Here is a 15,685-nt window from a genome sequence, read left to right as displayed (position 1 = left end):
GTCGATGATGAAACAGTTCGAAGTGCTACCTGCTGTGCAACATTTTCTGTCCCAGCCTGGCCGCCTGTTTATCGGTGGCAGTTGGCAGGACGCCGCCGCTGGCCGACGGTTTGCCGTGGAAAACCCGGCAACTGAAGAAACCCTGACGGAAGTGGCCCAAGGTGACGCGAGTGACGTAGATGCGGCCGTTGCGGCAGCCCGCGCAGCCTTCAACGGCGCCTGGGCGCTGCAGTCTCCCGCCCAGCGCGGTCTGCTGCTGTTTCGACTGGCGGACCTGTTGGATCAGCACCGCGAGGAGCTAGCGCAGTTGATCACGCTGGAGAACGGCAAGCCCATCTCGGCCGCTCGAGGTGAAGCGGCCAGTGCGGCGACCATCATTCGCTATTTCGCCGGCTGGCCGACCAAGATCGAAGGCAGCACGTTGCCTGTATCGCCGGCCAGCGGTGCGCCGATGCTCAACTACACCTTGCGTGAACCGGTGGGTGTGTGCGCGCTGATCGTACCGTGGAACTTCCCGTTGAACATGTGCGTGTGGAAGCTTGGCCCGGCGCTGGCGACAGGTTGTGTCGCGGTGCTCAAGCCCGCCGAGCAAACGCCGCTGGTTGCGATTCGACTGGTGCAGTTGATCGAGGCCGCCGGGTTTCCAGCGGGGGTGGTCAACCTGATCACCGGTCTTGGCGCGGAAACGGGCGGACCGCTGGCGCAGCATCCCGACGTGGACAAAATTGCCTTTACCGGCTCGACCCAGGTCGGTCGGCTGATCGCTCAGGCGGCCACCAGCAACATGAAAAAGGTCTCGCTGGAATTGGGCGGCAAGTCGCCGAACATCATCTTGCCAGACGCCGATATCGTGCGCGCCGCCAAAGGTGCCGCCGATGGCATCTTCTACAACCAGGGCCAGGTGTGCACGGCTGCCTCACGTTTATACGTACACGCCAGTGTGCTCGATCAGGTGCTCGAAGAACTTGAGCGGCATGCCACCGCCCACGTGCTCGGTAATGGTTTGGACCCGGCCACCAGCATGGGCCCACTCGTGTCGGGCCGCCAATTGAGCACGGTCAAAGGCTACCTGCAACGTGGTCAGGAGGAGGGCGCCGAACTGATCTGCGGTGGCGGCCGTCCCGCCCACCTGGAGCGCGGCCACTTCATTGCGCCCAGCGTGTTCCTTGATCGCGCCGAACGTGCCTGTGTCGCCCGCGAAGAGATATTCGGTCCGGTGCTGACCGTCATGAGCTGGACCGAAATCGACGACCTGGTGCTGCGCGCCAACGATTCGCCTTATGGCCTCGCAGCAGGCCTGTGGACCCGCGACTTGCGCTCGGCGCACCGCGTGGCGGCGCAGCTCAAGGCGGGCTCGGTGTGGATCAACTGCTGGAACGTGGTCGACGCGGCTTCGCCGTTCGGCGGGTACAAGCAATCTGGCTGGGGCCGGGAAATGGGTAAAAACGTGATCGATGCCTACACCGAGACCAAGAGCGTCTTCGTCGATCTCGCCTGAACCGAATAATCACAAGAGGAAATGCTATGGATCTGGAATTGAAAGGCCGCGTGGCCATCGTCACCGGCGGCGGTATGGGTATCGGCAAGGAAGTCGCACGTTTTCTGTCCGAAGAGGGCTGCAAGGTGGTGATCTGCGCACGCCGCATGGAGTTTCTCCAACAGGCTGCCGAAGAGATCACGGCTCAGACCGGCAACGAAGTACTGCCGCTGTACTGCGACACCAATCAGATGTCGGCCGTGTCTGACATGGTCGAAGCTGCGCACAAACACTTCGGCCGCATCGACATCCTGGTCAACGGTGCCGCAGCGCCGTCCGGCGTGGTGCGCAATGACATCGAACATGCCGGCGACGACGAGTTGCTGTCGGATCTCAACACCAAGGTGATCGGCTACTTCCGTTGCGCCAAGGCAGTGACCCCGCACATGAAGGCCGGCGGTTTCGGTCGCATCATCAACATCGGCGGCCTCACCGGGCGTAGCAGCAAAGTCCTCTCGGGGATGCGCAACCTGGCGATCGCCCACATGACCAAAACCCTCTCCGACCAGTTGGGCCCTTCGGGCATCACGGTCAACCTGATCCATCCCGGCGTGGTGGATACCCCGCACATCCAGGAGTTGTACGAGCGCGAAGCGGTCAAGCAAGGCAAGACCTCGGAACAGGTTGAGCAGGCCTACATCGACGCGACGCCGATTCGCCGCACCCTGGCACCGATTGAAATGGGCTGGCTGATTGGTTTCCTGGCGTCGCCGAAGGCTGGCGCGGTGACCGGAGAATCCATCGGCATCGACGGCGGTTTGACCCGCGGCATCTACATCTGAGGAGCACCAACGATGAGTAACGGAACCCTGTTAGTGGCCACGGTAGGGCAGGCGGTGATCCGCAGCGCCGACGAGGGTCGGACCTGGCATCGCCTGGGCCTGGGCCAGGATCTGGAGTTCGACGCGATCACTCGATCCTTGAGCGTGCACCCCGGCGAGCCTGAGGTGATCTACGCCGGCACGGACGTAGGTTTGTGTGTCAGCCGCGACACCGGCGGCCATTGGCAGCGGGTCGATTCGCCTTTCAACGGGCAGACGGTCTGGAAAGTCGCCGTCGATCCGCAGGACGCGCAACGGATTTTCGTCGGCACCGGTGCACCTTCGCGCGCCGTACTGTGGAGGACTCTGGACGGTGGTCTCAGTTGGGATCGTGCGCCGGTTGAGATTCCGGAATTCTGCGACGGAGTCAGCCGCCCACGGCTGCTGGCTTTCGCCTATGACCCGACCGACCGCAACCAGCTATGGTTCGGCCTTGAAGAGGGTGGGTTATTCCACTCCCGTGACGGTGGCGACAGCTGGACGCGCGTCGATGATCGGCTGCTGTGGGACTACAACTCGGATGTCCACAACATTCTGGTACTGCCCAATCATGGTCAGAAAGTCATCGTGGTGGTCTGCGTCAACGCCGTCTACCGCAGCCTGGATGAGGGGCTGACCTGGACTGGCATTATCGGTCGAGAAGTATTCGGCCTGTATTACATGCGCGCCATGAACGCGCCGTTGGGCACGCAAAGCGACCTGTACCTGAGTATTTCCGATGGCACGCCCGGTACCACCAGCAAGATCCTGGTGTCCCGTGATGCTGCGCTCAGCTGGGAAGTGCTGCCCCTGCCGCAACAACCCAATTCCTGCGTCTGGGCCATTGCCTTCAACCCGGAAAATCCGCGACAGATCGTTGCGGGAACCAAGTACGGGCACTTGTTCACCTCCGGGAATGGCGGTGATGGTTGGCAGAAACAGTGGCGCGAATTCAGTGAGATCGCTGACGTGCTCTGGACCCCCGCGGTGGCGCAGATCAAGGCAGGGCATCAATCCGTGGTCAAAAAAAGCTGAGGTATCACGCGATGAAAGTCGAAATCCTTCGTACTCACTTATCGCTCTCGGTAAGTGATCCTGATGTGTCGGCACGCTGGTACGCCGACATCCTGGGCATGCATGAAAGTGCCCGGGGCGAAAGCTGGGTCATGATGGCGTTTGGCACCAAACATCACGACATCGCCTTGCTTCGTGCAGAGCCCGGCGCCCATCAGGGCGGGTTGGGGTTGCAACACTATGGATTGGAAATCGCCGGGGACATGACCACCTTGCGCCAGCTCTACGGCATGTTGCTGGGCAAGGGCGTCGAGGTGGTGAAGATCACCGATCACGAAATCGGCCATGGTGTGTATTTCAACGACCCTGACGGTAATCGCATGGAATTTTTCCTTGAGACCGAACACGACGATGCGCGCGGCAAGGCCCGGTTCAAGGCCGCTGGCGCGCCAAGCCGACATTTCAATCTAGATCCACTAGACCCACTAGACCCGCTTTGAGGCCACCCAGATGAAAACCGCGAATTTTGCTTCGTATCACATCCGCAAGTGGTACAGCTTTGTCGAAGAAACCCTGGCCAACGAAAGTGGCCAGTTAGCCGATGGCGAGCCGCTGTTCAAATATGCCGTCGCCGCCGTGATCGCCAACCCCTATGCCGGTCGCTACAGCGAGTCGCTGACAGAGCTGGTAGAACCGTCGCCGCTGCTGGGCGAAGAGTTCGGTCGTCGCATTCAGGCGCTGGCCGGCTCGCGGGATATTGTCAGCTACGGTAAAGCTTGCATGGTGGGCAGCCAGGGCGAATACGAACACGGCAATGCGTTCCTGACCAACCCGGCTGCCGATCCGGTGCGCCTGGCGCTGGGCGGGGGCAAATCCTGGGTGCCGTCCACCGGCAAACGGGGCGCCCCGGGTTCAACCATCGATGTGCCGTTGGCCCACAAGGATGCACTGTATGTACGCTCCCATTACGACAGCATGTCCCTGATGTTTGGCGACGGCCCCGCGCCGGATGAGGTAATCGTGATCTGGGCCTTCGCCACGCGCGGGCGCTTGCATGCGCGGCTGGGCGGTCTGCAGGCGGCAGACGTCAAAGGTATTGATGGACTGCACTGATTTCAGGCGCATGGCTTTAGCGGCGTCGGATTAAAAACACAACAAGAAAGCGGTGAATAGCGATGAAGCAGGAGAAGACCCAAGTTGTCATTGTCGGCGGCGGCCCTAACGGGATCACGGCCGCACACTATATGGGGATGTACGGTATCGACTGCGTCGTCCTTGAGCTTGCCGACGGCGTACTGCCTTACCCACGCGCGGTGGGCATGGATGATGAAGCACTGCGCGTGCTGCAGGGGATCGGCATCGCCGATCTCGCTGTACGCGACATGATCTGCGATGTACCGCTGCGCTATTACAATGCACGCGGTGTGTGCTTCGCCGAGGTCAAGCCGAGTACCGCCCATTACGGCTGGCCAATGCGTAATATTTTCATGCAGCAATTGCTGGAAGGCACGTTGCGCGAAACGCTGGGACAGCGTGCCAGCGTTGTGTTGCGCCAAGGCCATGAAATGCTCGAACTCGAGCAGGACGGGCAGGGCGTGACATTGCAGGTGCGCGATGCTCAAGGCGAGATTTATCAACTGCGGGCTGACTATGTCATCGGCGCCGATGGCGGACGCTCCACGGTGCGTAAAAAGCTTGGTATCGAGCTGTCGGGGCTGACACATGCGCGCAAATGGGTGGTGGTCGATACGGCCAATGACACCCTAGATGCACCCTACACCGCACTGCATGCCGACCCGGAGCGGCCCTTCGTGTGCATCTATCTGCCGTACCAGCAACGCCGCTGGGAATTCATGCTCCTGGAGGGCGAAGATGAAGCGAGGATGTGTGAGGAAAGCACCATTCGCGACTTGATCCGTGGGCATATCGGCAACGCGGTCGATCAGTTGAACATCATCCGCATCCGAGCCTATACCCACCACTCCCGGGTCGCGGTGCGGTTTGTCGAAGGGCGTGTGGCGCTGGTGGGCGATGCCGCGCATATTTCTCCACCCTGGGCCGGGCAGGGCCTCAATTCCGGGCTGAGGGACGTGGCCAACGTGGCCTGGAAACTGGCGGCGATCATCCAGGGCCGTGCCTCGCACTCGATCCTCGCCAGCTACGACCAGGAGCGCCGTGGGCATGCCACCGAGCTGGTAGCCCTGGCCGACAACATGGGCGCGGTACTGGGAATGACCAACCCGCTGATGGCCGGCGTGCGCGACTGGCTGTTCCAGGCGGTGAACAGTGTCGACAACCTGCGCTCGCACCTGCTGGAGTTCAAATTCAAACCCAAGGCCACCATCACCAAGGGCTTGGTCTATCACGAGCGGGCCGAGTTGCGCGAGGACGACCTGGTCGGCCAGCTGTTTGTACAGCCGCATATCGAAGACGCCCAGGGGCAGCGTCGTCGCCTGGACGAAGTGCTTGGCAATTCCTATGCGGTGCTGGGTTATCGGGTGAACCCGCGCGAGCAACTCAGCGAGGAAATGGCCGCTTATTGGGCGCGCTGGGACACGCGTTTCATTCAGGTCAATCGTTCGCGCAGCGGCATCGGACGTGGCCAGCCGTTGACGGCCTCGGACGCCATCAGCGTGGAGGACGTGGATAATCGCCTGGGTGAATGGTTCTCCAGGGTGCGTGACTGCATCGTGGTGGTGCGTCCGGACCGGTTTGTCGCCGCCATTACCACACCAGAGAGGCTTGAAGGTGTGCTGCGCAAACTGGCGGAGCAACTGTCATGAACAGCGGCAACGCGCTACTTAACCGGCTACATCAGGCAACGCGCACGGTGCAAGCCATTGCGCCACTGGCCCCCGAGGCGATAGATCGGCTTGCGGGTTATGCGCTGCAACGCCAGGCGCTGGACCATCGCCAAGCCGCAGGCGAGCGACTGAGCGGGTGGAAGGTCGCCTTCGCCGGCAGCGCCGCGCAAAAACGCTTTGGCCTTGACGAGCCGGTGTATGGCGGCCTGATGGATAGCATGATCGTCGAGCCGGGTACGGCGGTGGAGTTCTCGCGATTGATCCAGCCCAAGCTGGAGATCGAATTGGCGTTTGTATTGGGGCGTACCCTGGCGCCGGGGGACTACCGTGACGAGGATATTCTGGCCGCCATCGGCGACGTAGCGCCCGCGTTCGAGATCGCCGACTGCCGTTGGCAGGGCTGGGATTTCGGAGTGGGCGCCTTTCTTGCCGACAACGCGGCGGCGGGGCTTTATTGTCTCGGACCGCGTATCCCGTTCGATCCTGTACACCACGTCAACGTAGCGTATCGCCTGGAGTGCGACGGCGCGCTCTGCGGAAACGGTGATACGCGTGATCGGGAGGACAGCCCGCTGGCCAATCTGTGCTGGCTGATTCGGCGTCTGTTGGCCGACGGTCAACCTGTGGAGGCTGGGCAGGTCGTGTTGTCCGGGGCGTTGTTGCCGCCGATGAATATCCAGCCCGCCACGTACTGCCTGCACATGCTTGGCATGGAACTGGCTTTGGTTTTCAAGGCGGACGCCGCCCCGGTGTGAACGATAGCTGCCGTCACGGATGACTGAGTCCCTTTCAGGCCGATAAACAAACGGGGCCACCGAGGAACGACGACCATGCTTGCTGAAGTTCGAACCTTCAATGACCCTCAACAACACGCTGGCTCCATCCAGGGCTGGCGACAAGTGTATGACCAACTCGGCCGTGGCTGCCTGACCAGTGAGCTGCGGCAGTTGTCCTCTGACCGCTTTCAAATCTTCCAGGAAGTGCTGGACAAACGCGTGGTACAGCGCGGCTATGCGCCCAAAGGTCGGCTGTGCGCAGCCATGTCGTTAGGCTGCGCGCCGGTGGTGCAGGGGCAACAGGTGGGCACTCACAGCGTGGTACTGTTGCGTGACGGCGAGGAGTTTGTGTTGCACGCCCCTGAAGGCATGCACTTCTTTGCGCTCAATATCGACGCGGTACGCTTCGCCAAACTGGCGGCCTTCGAATTGTCTGACGATCAGCTCAAGCGCCTGAAGACCACGTCCCAACTCAGCGTGGATGACGCGTTACTGTTGCGAATACGTCAGCGTATCCACCCGCTGTTTCATCACCTTTTGGAACAGACGGACGCTATCAACTCAACCGCCGAGAAAATGCTGGAGGAAGAACTGCTCGGCGCGTTCCTCGATTTGTTCAGCCACGCCACCGATGAGGTACGTTGTCGTCGCGGTAATTTCGCCGTGAGTGCTTACCTGGTGAAGCGTTGCCAAGAGCTGATCGATGCCAGTGGTGATACACCGCTGAGCATTCTCGACCTGTGCGAGCACCTGCGGGTGAGTCGCCGGACCCTGCAGAACAGTTTTCAGGCAGTGACCGGAATGCGTCCGGTCGAATACCTGCGCAATCTACGCCTCAACGCGGTGCGACGCCGCTTGATCACAACCTCTGCCTGCACTCACAACATCAGTGAGATCGCGATGGCGATGGGCTTTTTTCATCTGAGCCACTTTGCCGCGCATTACCGGCAATTGTTCGGCGAGTCACCGTCTGAAACGCTCAGGGCTATGCGCTAAAGACCTCATGTGCGGCTGACGCTGTCCTCCCACCCGATTTCCTTTTCCAGGCTGATATTCAAGCGCTCGTGAAATTTTGAAAGGGCGGGTCAGGCGTAGTTGATGCGGTCGCTATAGGCGTTTTGGACCATTTTGCGTTGATAGTCGCAAGGCGTTGTACTGACCAATTTCTTGAAGTCGCGCAGGAAGTGCGATTGATCGGAAAAGCCCAGGTCGAGGGCCAGCTCCGAAAACGATACATCGTGTTGGGTATTGAGGGTGTCCAGAGCTGCCTGGCAGCGGATGATTCGGCAAAAGGTCTTGGGTGACATACCAGTGTCCTGGCTGAACTGTCGGTGCAGCGTGCGACTGGTGTACCCGCTGAGTTCTTCCAGTTGCTGAATACGAATATCACCGCGGTGGCGCAGCGCCTGCTGAATGACCATGGCCGTGAGTGCTGACGTTCTCCCCATCAGGCGGGGGGCGAGGTAGTCGTTGAACAGCCGCATCTGATCGCCCAGCAGTGGTGCTTGAACGATATTTTCGAAGATGCGCTGGGCGAACCCCGAGACCTCCAGCAGGTCGAGTTCCCGTTCGGTCAATTCCTCGGCCAGCACATTGATAAATCCGGGAATGACGCCCGGTGAAAAGCGCACGCCGAAGTAGTGATGGTTCTGGTGTAACTCGACCGCTTGGGCAGCCAGCGGCGTGCCACAGATCCGGGCGGTAGGGCGTGTTGCATCACAGTCGAAAACAATATCCACGCAACCGTCCGGCACGGCCAGCAGGTTGGCTGACTGAGCCACATCGAAGGCATAGAAATGCGAGATCGCCGGGTGTTCGGAGGGCATGACCGAATACCGTGAAGAGTTGAGCACGAACCAGGGCTGTTCGTTCGCAGTGTGGTGCCTGGGAGGCGGCGCGCACTGTTTGATCATGGTTGCACCTTCGATGAGCAGCGATACGGAAGTTTTCACGCATTAATCACGCCAACTGTTGCGCGCCGGTCAATCGGGCATGTCCGAAATTTACAATACCGCCGAAAAGCGCGCCCTGATACTCGAGGTCGACAGCGTGGAGCTGCGCCTACCGCAGCGATATCACCTTCAGCCCGAGAATAACTATGTCTACAAATACAAAAATCGACTTCATCTACCTCTCCGAGCAGGACATGATCCGCGCGGGCGTGACTGACATGCTGGCGTGCGTGAACACCATGGAGGAGATGTTCGGCCTGCTCTATGCCGGTGACTATCGCATGGCCGGTCCGAACAATGACTCCCATGGCGCGATGGTGATCTTCCCGCAGGATTCACCCTTCCCGAACATGCCCAAGCCCACGGCTGACCGACGCATGATGGCCATGCCTGCCTACCTGGGCGGCAGCTTTTGCACCGCAGGCGTGAAGTGGTACGGCTCCAATATCGCCAACCGCGAAAAAGGCCTGCCGCGCTCGATTCTGATGTTTACCTTGAACGACCCCGACACCGGCGCACCGCTGGCCCATATGTCGGCCAACCTGCTGTCCGCGTACCGCACCGGTGCGATTCCCGGCGTGGGCGCGCGCCACTTGGCACGCAAGGACTCGAAAGTCGTCGGCCTGCTCGGCCCGGGTGTAATGGGCAAGACCACACTGGCGGCATTCATCGCGGTATGCCCGCATATCGACACACTGAAGATCAAGGGTCGCGGCCAGAAGAGCCTTGATAACTTTATTGCCTGGGTCAAGGAAACCTACCCGCAGGTCACCACGATCGAAGTGGTCGACACCCTTGAAGCGGTGGTTCGTGACTCCGACCTTGTTACTTATTGTAGCTCCGGTGAGGTGGGTGATCCCACAACCTACCCAATTGTGAAGCGCGAATGGGTCAAGCCAGGTGCCTTCCTCGCGATGCCTGCATCCTGCTCCCTTGACGACGGGATGGAACAGCGCGACGTACGCAAGGTGCTGGACAACACCGGTCTCTACCAAGCCTGGTTTGAAGAACTGCCCAAGCCTGCGCATCACTGCGTGCCGGTGATTGGCGTGCGCTTCATGGACATGATTGCCGAAGGCAAGATGCGGCTCGAAGACGTCGAGGACATTGGCAAGATCATCGCCGGGGCCGCGCAAGGCCGTAAGAACGATGAAGAAATCATCATCATGTCGGTGGGCGGAATGCCCGTGGAAGACGTGGCCTGGGGCACGGTGGTTTACCGCAACGCCATCGAAAAAGGCATCGGCGTCACCTTGAACCTGTGGGAAACCCCGGTTCTGCGCTAAGCCAGCCATCACTAATATTGACGAGACATTCCACATGACAAAAATCATCAAGCTCAAGACCGGTTCCCCGTTTGAAGATCAGGCCAGCTATTCGCGCCTGGTGGTCGTGGACAACTGGATCTACGTGTCCAACACCGCAGGCCGCAACCCACAAACCAAGCTGATTCCGGAAGGTATCCTCGAGCAGACGCATCAAGTGTTTGCCAACATCGAGGCGGCCCTGGCGGCGGTCGATGCGAGCCTGGCTGATGTGGTGTGTTCGCGGGTGTTCATCCAGGACCCCAAGGACGTACCTGCCGTGATGGCCCTGATCGGCGAAAAGTTTCGCGGCGTTGACCCAGCCAGCACCGTCACCTGTCCGCCCTTGGGGTCGACGGTCTACAAGGTGGAGCTGGAAGTGACGGCGTATCGCAACGCGTCGAAGGCGCAAGTTGAAGTCATTCGACTGTCGCAGTAACTGTCACGCGGCCATGCTCAGGCGTGGCCTACCTCATTCGTTTACCGAGTCTTGATCATGGCACCCACTATAGCGCCCGTGAAAACGTCTACCGTGTTTCCCTCCGCAACCTCCGTCGTCATCATTGGCGGCGGGATTATCGGCCTGACTGCAGCGTTGACATTGGCCGAACGCAATATTGCGGTGGTGGTGCTGGAAAAAGGTCGTATCGCCGGCGAGCAGTCGTCACGCAACTTGGGCTGGGTACGCAAGACCAGCCGCCACGCAGCCGATATCCCTCTGGCCCTCGCCGCGGACCGCTTGTGGGCAAAGATGCCTGAGCGGGTAGGGGCGGATGTCGGGTATCGCCAGGAAGGCATCATGTTCGTGGGCCGCAGCCCATCGCAGATGGCGATGCACGAGGGATGGCTCAAGTCGGTGGAGCATTTGTCGCTGGATTCACGGCTGCTCAGCAAGCGCGAGATTGACGCGTTGGTGCCCGGTGGCGTGGGTGAGTGGGCCGGTGGCATCTTCACGCCGTCCGATGCGCGTGCCGAACCGACGCTGGCAAGCAGCGCTATCGCCAAGGCCGCCATGGCCCTGGGTGTGGTGATTATCGAGCAGTGCGCGGTACGGACGCTGCAAATGTCCGCTGGCACCGTCAGTGGCGTGGTCACCGAGCAAGGTGAGATTCGCTGTGATCATGTGCTGCTGACTGGGGGGATGTGGTCACGGCGTTTTCTGGGCAACCTCGGTGTGTCGTTGCCGACCTTGCCCTTGACCTGCTCGGTGCTACGTACTCACCCAATGGAGGGGCCGACGGAAATTGCTGTCGGCGCACCGGATTTTTCGTTTCGCAAGCACAAGGACGGTGGCTTCATCATTACCCAGCGCGGCAAACTGGATGCCTTCCTGACCCTCGACCACCTGTTGCTTGCCAAGCAATACATGCCGCAGTTCCGTGCGCAACGCAGCGTTCTGAACGTGTCGTTGGGCAAGCCTTTTTTCAATGACCTGGCGCTTGCCCGGCGTTGGAAATCCGACAGTGTCAGCCCGTTCGAGCGCGTCAGGGTGCAGGACCCGGCCGCCAACCCGCGGCTCAATAACGATGCGATGAACAACCTCATTGCGGCCTGGCCGGTGTTTGAACAGGCGCGGATCGCCCAGGCCTGGGCAGGCACTATTGACGTCACGCCGGATTCCAACCCGGTCATTGGGCCGGTCGCGCAGATTCCGGGGCTGACCGTGGCCACCGGCTTCTCGGGGCACGGCTTCGGCACGTCGCCGGCGGCAGGTCACCTCGCGGCGGATCTCGTCAGCGGTCATGCGCCGATCATTGATCCAAGCCCTTATCGGTTCGATCGTTTCTAGGTCGGTCGAAGCCACGCATATAAGGAACCAAACGATGCCTTCTGACAGCTGTTTCTTTACCAACCGATCTGGCTTGCGCCTGCACTTTTTGCGCTGGGGTGAATCCACCGGTGTGCCTCTGGTGCTATTGCATGGCTTGCGGGCTTATGCCCAAACCTGGGAATCGCTGGTGCAATCTCTGGGTGCAGGCTACTGCGTCTATGCCCTGGACCAGCGCGGTCGAGGACTGAGTGACTGGGCCGCGCCCGGCAGCTACCACACGCAGTCGTACGTCGAGGACCTCGAGGACTTGGTCGCCCATGTTGGCTTGTCGCGTTTTGTATTGCTGGGGCACTCATTAGGGGGCGCCAACGCCCTTGAATATGCGCGGCAAAACCCGGGGCGATTGGTTGGCTTGATGATCGAGGACATCGGCCCCGGCTCCTCAATCCAGGGCGATGGCGCCGCGCGTATTCGCCGCGAAATGAGCCAGACGCCTTTGCAGTTCGATAGCTGGGAGGCGGCCCGCACATTCTGGCAGGCTTCGCGCCCTGGGTTGTCGGAACAGGGCCTGGCATCAAGGCTCACTCATTCGATGAAAGAGAGCGATGGCGTGATCACCTGGCGCCATGATCAGCAGGGTATTGCCGAGGCGCGCCTGAGTATCGAGCCGACGGACCTATGGCCGGCGGTGCGCGCGCTGGATTGCCCGACCCTGTTCATTCGCGGCGGCCGCTCGGACTTTCTGCCGCCCGCGATGCTGCAAGCGATGAGCGCCAGCAATCCGCACGTCCAGACGGTGGAGGTCGCAGGTGCCAGTCACTATGTACACGATGATCAAGGCGAGGCGTTCAACGCGCTGGTCGCAGGCTTTCTCAAAAGCCTTGAGCTCCCGGGCCAATGAAACCCACGGCACGGTGAGAATCAAACCGGCGATGGAAACCCCATTGACCGCCATGCGTCGGGTTGAATTGGCGATTGAGGCGGGCATTCCTGCGGGTGCACTGATTCAGCTGGCGGGTCTGGACTTGAAGACACCACTCAAGACAAAGGCATAACGTTCCGGGCGGATGTAGAAGGTCGTACGGTCGCAGCAGCGACCGTCGGCAAACCAGGAGGTGCGCTCCATGACCAGCAGTGCCGCGCCACGTTTGATGTGCAAGGCACTGGCCAGGTGTTTATCGGCTTCTTGCGCGCGGATCGCCAGATCGGCTCGGGTGACCGCCATGCCAGTGATCGACTCGAGAATGGAGTAAATCGGTTGATGCTCGACTTCAGTCCAGACCACGCTGGCCAATTCGGCTGGTAAATGGCTGCGGCCCAGTGCGATGGGTTCGTCATCGACGAAATGCAGTCGTTCCAGAAGCAGGCAATCGTCCGCTTCTTCAAACAAACCACGCAATGCCTCTGGAACCGGCTGCAGGGTATGGCTGATGACGCGCATGCTCGGTTCGAGCCCTTGCAGCAACAAGGCTTCATGAAAACTACGCAACGCGTCCAGGCCGTGCCGCACCTGTTTGGCCGCCACGAAGGTGCCTTTGCCTTGTTTGCGCTCCACCACGCCGTCGTCGCTGAGTTTGCCCACCGCCAGGCGAACGGTGACGCGGCTCACCGCAAAACGTTTACCCAGCTCTGCTTCTGACGGCAGCTTGCCGCTGGGCTCAAAGTCGCCACGTTGAATCTCTTCCAGCAATTGCTGGGCAATCTGCTCGTAGAGTGAGGTGGTGCTGTCGCGAAGAATGGACGTAGACACTGTCGGTTTCCATGGCCTTGGAGGAGGGCGGTGCGCCTTCACTTCTAAGGTTATAAAAATAGGTTATTGGGACGACTTGTATTAATACGTATTATGTCAGGTATTCCCATTGTAAACGACCTGACGACACTTGCCATGTTCAAAACCCTCCCTTACGCACAGCAGCAAGCCGATGCGCTGACGGTCGATGACATCAGCTTCAGCTACCCCAATGGGCATCGCGTGTTTTCCTCTTTCAGCCTGAACGCCAGGCCCGGTGAGTTCGTTGCGATCCTGGGGCCATCCGGTTGCGGGAAAACCACCTTGCTGAACTTGTTGTCAGGTTTTGTGCAACCGCAAAGTGGTCAGATCAGTATCAACCAGACGGCGGTGCGTCCAGAGCGTTCGGAGTTGGGTTATGTGTTTCAGGCGCCGCAGTTGTTTCCCTGGTTGAGCGCCTTGGAAAACGTCCGTTTCGGCCTGCGAATGGCGGCTCGGATCAACGAATCGCAGCAGCGTTCTCAAGCCTTGCAGTACCTGCGTCTGGTCGGTCTGGAGAATGCCGCGCATCGGTTGCCGCATCAGTTGTCTGGCGGCATGCAGCAGCGGGTTTCCCTGGCCAGGACCCTGGCATTGGAGCCCAGCGTGTTGCTGATGGATGAGCCATTCGCTGCACTGGATGCCATCAGCCGCAACAGCATGAACGAAGAGACCTTGCGCATCTGGGCTGAATTGGGTCAGACGGTGCTGTTCATTACCCACGATATCGACGAAGCGGTGTTTCTGGCGGATCGGGTCATCGTGCTCAACATCGCCCCCGGCGGTATCCACAGCGAACTGAATATTCATTTGCCGCGTCCTCGCTCCAACCTCGAAACCCGCCGGTTGCCGGCCTTTCTCGATTACCGCAATGAGCTGATGGAGCGCATTTCCCAGGTCATGGAAGTGCCTGCAGCCTCCGCTTACCCAACCCGCCAACCTGAGTTGACAGCATGATCAAACATTCGCTGCTTGCCCTTTCCTTGTCTGTTGCCGCCTTGGCAAGCAGCGTATTCGCCGTGGCTGGCGAAGAGAAACCCTTGCGTGTGGGTTACGTATTCGCCATGGCCAACGCCCCGGCGTTGATCGCCGACAAACAGGGCTACTACCGCGAGGAAGGCTTGAATGTCGATCTCAAGGCCTTGGGCGATGGTCCGGTAATCCAGCAGGCGCTGGCCGCTGGCGAGCTGGATGTGGCCTATGTCGGTACGCCGCCGGTGTATCAATGGTTTTCCCGGGGGCTGCAAAGCCGGATTCTGGCCAAGGTCAATTACGGTCAGGCCGCGGTGATTGTCGACGCCAAGAGTCCGGTTACCGCCCTGGATGAACTCAAGGGGAAAAAACTGGCCGGGGTCAAGAAGGGCAGTGGCATGGATGTGCTGCTGCGCGGCTATGTGCTGAAAGAAAAGGCCGGGCTCAATCCTGACAAGGATCTGGACATCATCGACATGCCACCCGGCAATATGAACGCGGCGCTGGAGCGCGGCATTGTCGATGCGGCGTTTTCCTGGGAACCCTTTGTCAGCCAGTCGTTGTTGCGCGGGTCGAGCCGGATCCTGCTCGACGTCAATCAGGCGCTGCCGAATTACCCTTGGTACGTGGTGATCGCCTTACCCAAAACCTTGCAGGAGCGACCGGAAGATGTGGTGAAGCTGCTGCGTGCGCACCGCAAGGCCATCGCCTTTCTCAACGAGCACCCCGAAGAGTCGAATCGAATCATCGCCGAGGCGTTCAAGCTTGAAGCGGTGCAAGGCGTAGACGGCAAGACCATCGCCCCGCAAGCCATCGTCGCCCAGGCACGTACCCGGTTGGGTTGGTCAGCGGACTTGCAGCCTGCGGATATTCAATTCATCCAGCGCCTGATGAATTACTCCCACGACCTGGGTTTTATCGATACCACGCTCAAGACCGAACAGATCGTGGATACCTCCTACCTGCAAAAAGCCTCGCACTGAGTCT

General features: G+C 60.1%; 16 protein-coding genes and 1 pseudogene. 15 read left to right on the top strand and 2 right to left on the bottom strand.

The features are described 5' to 3' along the window. Positions 1–7: 7 nt before the first annotated feature. The 8 genes from AC07VO_RS05695 to AC07VO_RS05660 all read left to right on the top strand — a co-directional run bounded on the left by AC07VO_RS05695 (position 8) and on the right by AC07VO_RS05660 (position 7,927). Positions 8–1,498, top strand: coding sequence for an aldehyde dehydrogenase family protein (locus AC07VO_RS05695; protein WP_018927855.1), 1,491 nt, complete (start codon positions 8–10; stop codon positions 1,496–1,498). Positions 1,499–1,524: 26 nt separating this feature from the next. Next, a complete protein-coding gene (locus AC07VO_RS05690; RefSeq protein ID WP_019578593.1) occupies positions 1,525–2,319 on the top strand; it encodes an SDR family NAD(P)-dependent oxidoreductase in 795 nt (264 codons plus the stop codon). 12 nt (positions 2,320–2,331) lie between these two features. Further along, on the top strand, positions 2,332–3,372 hold the full coding sequence (locus tag AC07VO_RS05685) for a VPS10 domain-containing protein (RefSeq protein ID WP_192351213.1): 1,041 nt from the start codon (positions 2,332–2,334) through the stop codon (positions 3,370–3,372). A gap of 11 nt (positions 3,373–3,383) precedes the next feature. Further along, positions 3,384–3,851, top strand: coding sequence for a VOC family protein (locus AC07VO_RS05680; protein ID WP_064617305.1), 468 nt, complete (start codon positions 3,384–3,386; stop codon positions 3,849–3,851). Positions 3,852–3,861: 10 nt separating this feature from the next. Next, the gene (locus AC07VO_RS05675; RefSeq protein ID WP_018927859.1) at positions 3,862–4,464 is read left to right on the top strand and encodes an amino acid synthesis family protein; all 603 of its coding nucleotides are present in this window, start codon (positions 3,862–3,864) and stop codon (positions 4,462–4,464) included. A gap of 62 nt (positions 4,465–4,526) precedes the next feature. Beyond that, the gene (locus tag AC07VO_RS05670) at positions 4,527–6,134 is read left to right on the top strand and encodes a bifunctional 3-(3-hydroxy-phenyl)propionate/3-hydroxycinnamic acid hydroxylase (RefSeq protein WP_018927860.1); all 1,608 of its coding nucleotides are present in this window, start codon (positions 4,527–4,529) and stop codon (positions 6,132–6,134) included. Then, complete coding sequence (locus AC07VO_RS05665) at positions 6,131–6,910, top strand: 2-keto-4-pentenoate hydratase (protein ID WP_192351215.1); 780 nt, start codon at positions 6,131–6,133, stop codon at positions 6,908–6,910. The genes AC07VO_RS05670 and AC07VO_RS05665 overlap by 4 nt, the downstream gene beginning before the upstream one ends. 75 nt (positions 6,911–6,985) lie before the next feature. After that, the gene (locus tag AC07VO_RS05660) at positions 6,986–7,927 is read left to right on the top strand and encodes a helix-turn-helix domain-containing protein (RefSeq protein WP_018927862.1); all 942 of its coding nucleotides are present in this window, start codon (positions 6,986–6,988) and stop codon (positions 7,925–7,927) included. A gap of 89 nt (positions 7,928–8,016) precedes the next feature. Here AC07VO_RS05660 and AC07VO_RS05655 read toward each other — a convergent pair whose 3' ends face one another. Next, a complete protein-coding gene (locus AC07VO_RS05655; RefSeq protein WP_018927863.1) occupies positions 8,017–8,844 on the bottom strand; it encodes an AraC family transcriptional regulator in 828 nt (275 codons plus the stop codon). Between the two features lie 185 nt (positions 8,845–9,029). On the opposite strand from AC07VO_RS05655, the gene AC07VO_RS05650 reads away from it, so the two are divergent. From AC07VO_RS05650 to AC07VO_RS05630, 5 genes and pseudogenes are all read left to right on the top strand, one after another. Beyond that, the gene (locus AC07VO_RS05650) at positions 9,030–10,169 is read left to right on the top strand and encodes an ornithine cyclodeaminase family protein (RefSeq protein WP_018927864.1); all 1,140 of its coding nucleotides are present in this window, start codon (positions 9,030–9,032) and stop codon (positions 10,167–10,169) included. Between the two features lie 34 nt (positions 10,170–10,203). After that, the gene (locus tag AC07VO_RS05645; RefSeq protein ID WP_111454530.1) at positions 10,204–10,626 is read left to right on the top strand and encodes a RidA family protein; all 423 of its coding nucleotides are present in this window, start codon (positions 10,204–10,206) and stop codon (positions 10,624–10,626) included. Positions 10,627–10,683: 57 nt separating this feature from the next. Then, positions 10,684–11,976, top strand: coding sequence for an NAD(P)/FAD-dependent oxidoreductase (locus tag AC07VO_RS05640; RefSeq protein WP_192351217.1), 1,293 nt, complete (start codon positions 10,684–10,686; stop codon positions 11,974–11,976). A gap of 34 nt (positions 11,977–12,010) precedes the next feature. Continuing rightward, on the top strand, positions 12,011–12,859 hold the full coding sequence (locus AC07VO_RS05635) for an alpha/beta fold hydrolase (RefSeq protein ID WP_192351219.1): 849 nt from the start codon (positions 12,011–12,013) through the stop codon (positions 12,857–12,859). Positions 12,860–12,869: 10 nt separating this feature from the next. Then, positions 12,870–12,977 (top strand): annotated as a pseudogene (locus tag AC07VO_RS05630) (aldehyde dehydrogenase family protein); the annotation flags it as partial. On the opposite strand, the gene AC07VO_RS05625 reads toward AC07VO_RS05630, so the two are convergent. Continuing rightward, positions 12,965–13,708 (bottom strand): GntR family transcriptional regulator, encoded by a 744-nt coding sequence (locus AC07VO_RS05625; RefSeq protein WP_019578600.1) that lies wholly within the window; start codon positions 13,706–13,708, stop codon positions 12,965–12,967. The pseudogene AC07VO_RS05630 and the gene AC07VO_RS05625 sit on opposite strands and share 13 nt — an antisense overlap. 135 nt (positions 13,709–13,843) lie before the next feature. Between AC07VO_RS05625 and AC07VO_RS05620 the strand changes: the two genes are divergently transcribed. Together AC07VO_RS05620 and AC07VO_RS05615 are read left to right on the top strand one after the other, a co-directional pair. Next, positions 13,844–14,683 carry an ABC transporter ATP-binding protein gene (locus AC07VO_RS05620; protein WP_192351221.1) on the top strand — a complete coding sequence of 280 codons (840 nt, stop codon included), beginning with the start codon at positions 13,844–13,846 and terminating at the stop codon, positions 14,681–14,683. Beyond that, positions 14,680–15,681, top strand: a complete 1,002-nt coding sequence (locus AC07VO_RS05615; protein ID WP_192351223.1) for an ABC transporter substrate-binding protein — start codon at positions 14,680–14,682, stop codon at positions 15,679–15,681. Before AC07VO_RS05620 ends, AC07VO_RS05615 begins: the two co-directional genes overlap by 4 nt. Positions 15,682–15,685: the final 4 nt, after the last annotated feature.

It is taken from the genome of Pseudomonas sp. GW821-FHT03E01 (assembly GCF_059420765.1).
The sequence above is the reverse complement of the archived record's forward strand: the minus strand, read 5'-3'. Positions and strand labels throughout refer to the sequence as shown.

Excerpts from the sequence above, each read along its gene's own strand:
- AC07VO_RS05650 (WP_018927864.1), top strand. The coding sequence starts at position 9,030 with ATGTCTACAAATACAAAAATCGACTTCATCTACCTCTCCGAGCAGGAC.
- AC07VO_RS05690 (WP_019578593.1), top strand. The coding sequence starts at position 1,525 with ATGGATCTGGAATTGAAAGGCCGCGTGGCCATCGTCACCGGCGGCGGT.
- AC07VO_RS05680 (WP_064617305.1), top strand. The coding sequence starts at position 3,384 with ATGAAAGTCGAAATCCTTCGTACTCACTTATCGCTCTCGGTAAGTGAT.
- AC07VO_RS05675 (WP_018927859.1), top strand. The coding sequence starts at position 3,862 with ATGAAAACCGCGAATTTTGCTTCGTATCACATCCGCAAGTGGTACAGC.
- AC07VO_RS05670 (WP_018927860.1), top strand. The coding sequence starts at position 4,527 with ATGAAGCAGGAGAAGACCCAAGTTGTCATTGTCGGCGGCGGCCCTAAC.
- AC07VO_RS05640 (WP_192351217.1), top strand. The coding sequence starts at position 10,684 with ATGGCACCCACTATAGCGCCCGTGAAAACGTCTACCGTGTTTCCCTCC.
- AC07VO_RS05685 (WP_192351213.1), top strand. The coding sequence starts at position 2,332 with ATGAGTAACGGAACCCTGTTAGTGGCCACGGTAGGGCAGGCGGTGATC.
- AC07VO_RS05660 (WP_018927862.1), top strand. The coding sequence starts at position 6,986 with ATGCTTGCTGAAGTTCGAACCTTCAATGACCCTCAACAACACGCTGGC.
- AC07VO_RS05635 (WP_192351219.1), top strand. The coding sequence starts at position 12,011 with ATGCCTTCTGACAGCTGTTTCTTTACCAACCGATCTGGCTTGCGCCTG.
- AC07VO_RS05665 (WP_192351215.1), top strand. The coding sequence starts at position 6,131 with ATGAACAGCGGCAACGCGCTACTTAACCGGCTACATCAGGCAACGCGC.
- AC07VO_RS05620 (WP_192351221.1), top strand. The coding sequence starts at position 13,844 with ATGTTCAAAACCCTCCCTTACGCACAGCAGCAAGCCGATGCGCTGACG.
- AC07VO_RS05695 (WP_018927855.1), top strand. The coding sequence starts at position 8 with ATGAAACAGTTCGAAGTGCTACCTGCTGTGCAACATTTTCTGTCCCAG.
- AC07VO_RS05655 (WP_018927863.1), bottom strand. The coding sequence starts at position 8,844 with ATGATCAAACAGTGCGCGCCGCCTCCCAGGCACCACACTGCGAACGAA.
- AC07VO_RS05615 (WP_192351223.1), top strand. The coding sequence starts at position 14,680 with ATGATCAAACATTCGCTGCTTGCCCTTTCCTTGTCTGTTGCCGCCTTG.
- AC07VO_RS05645 (WP_111454530.1), top strand. The coding sequence starts at position 10,204 with ATGACAAAAATCATCAAGCTCAAGACCGGTTCCCCGTTTGAAGATCAG.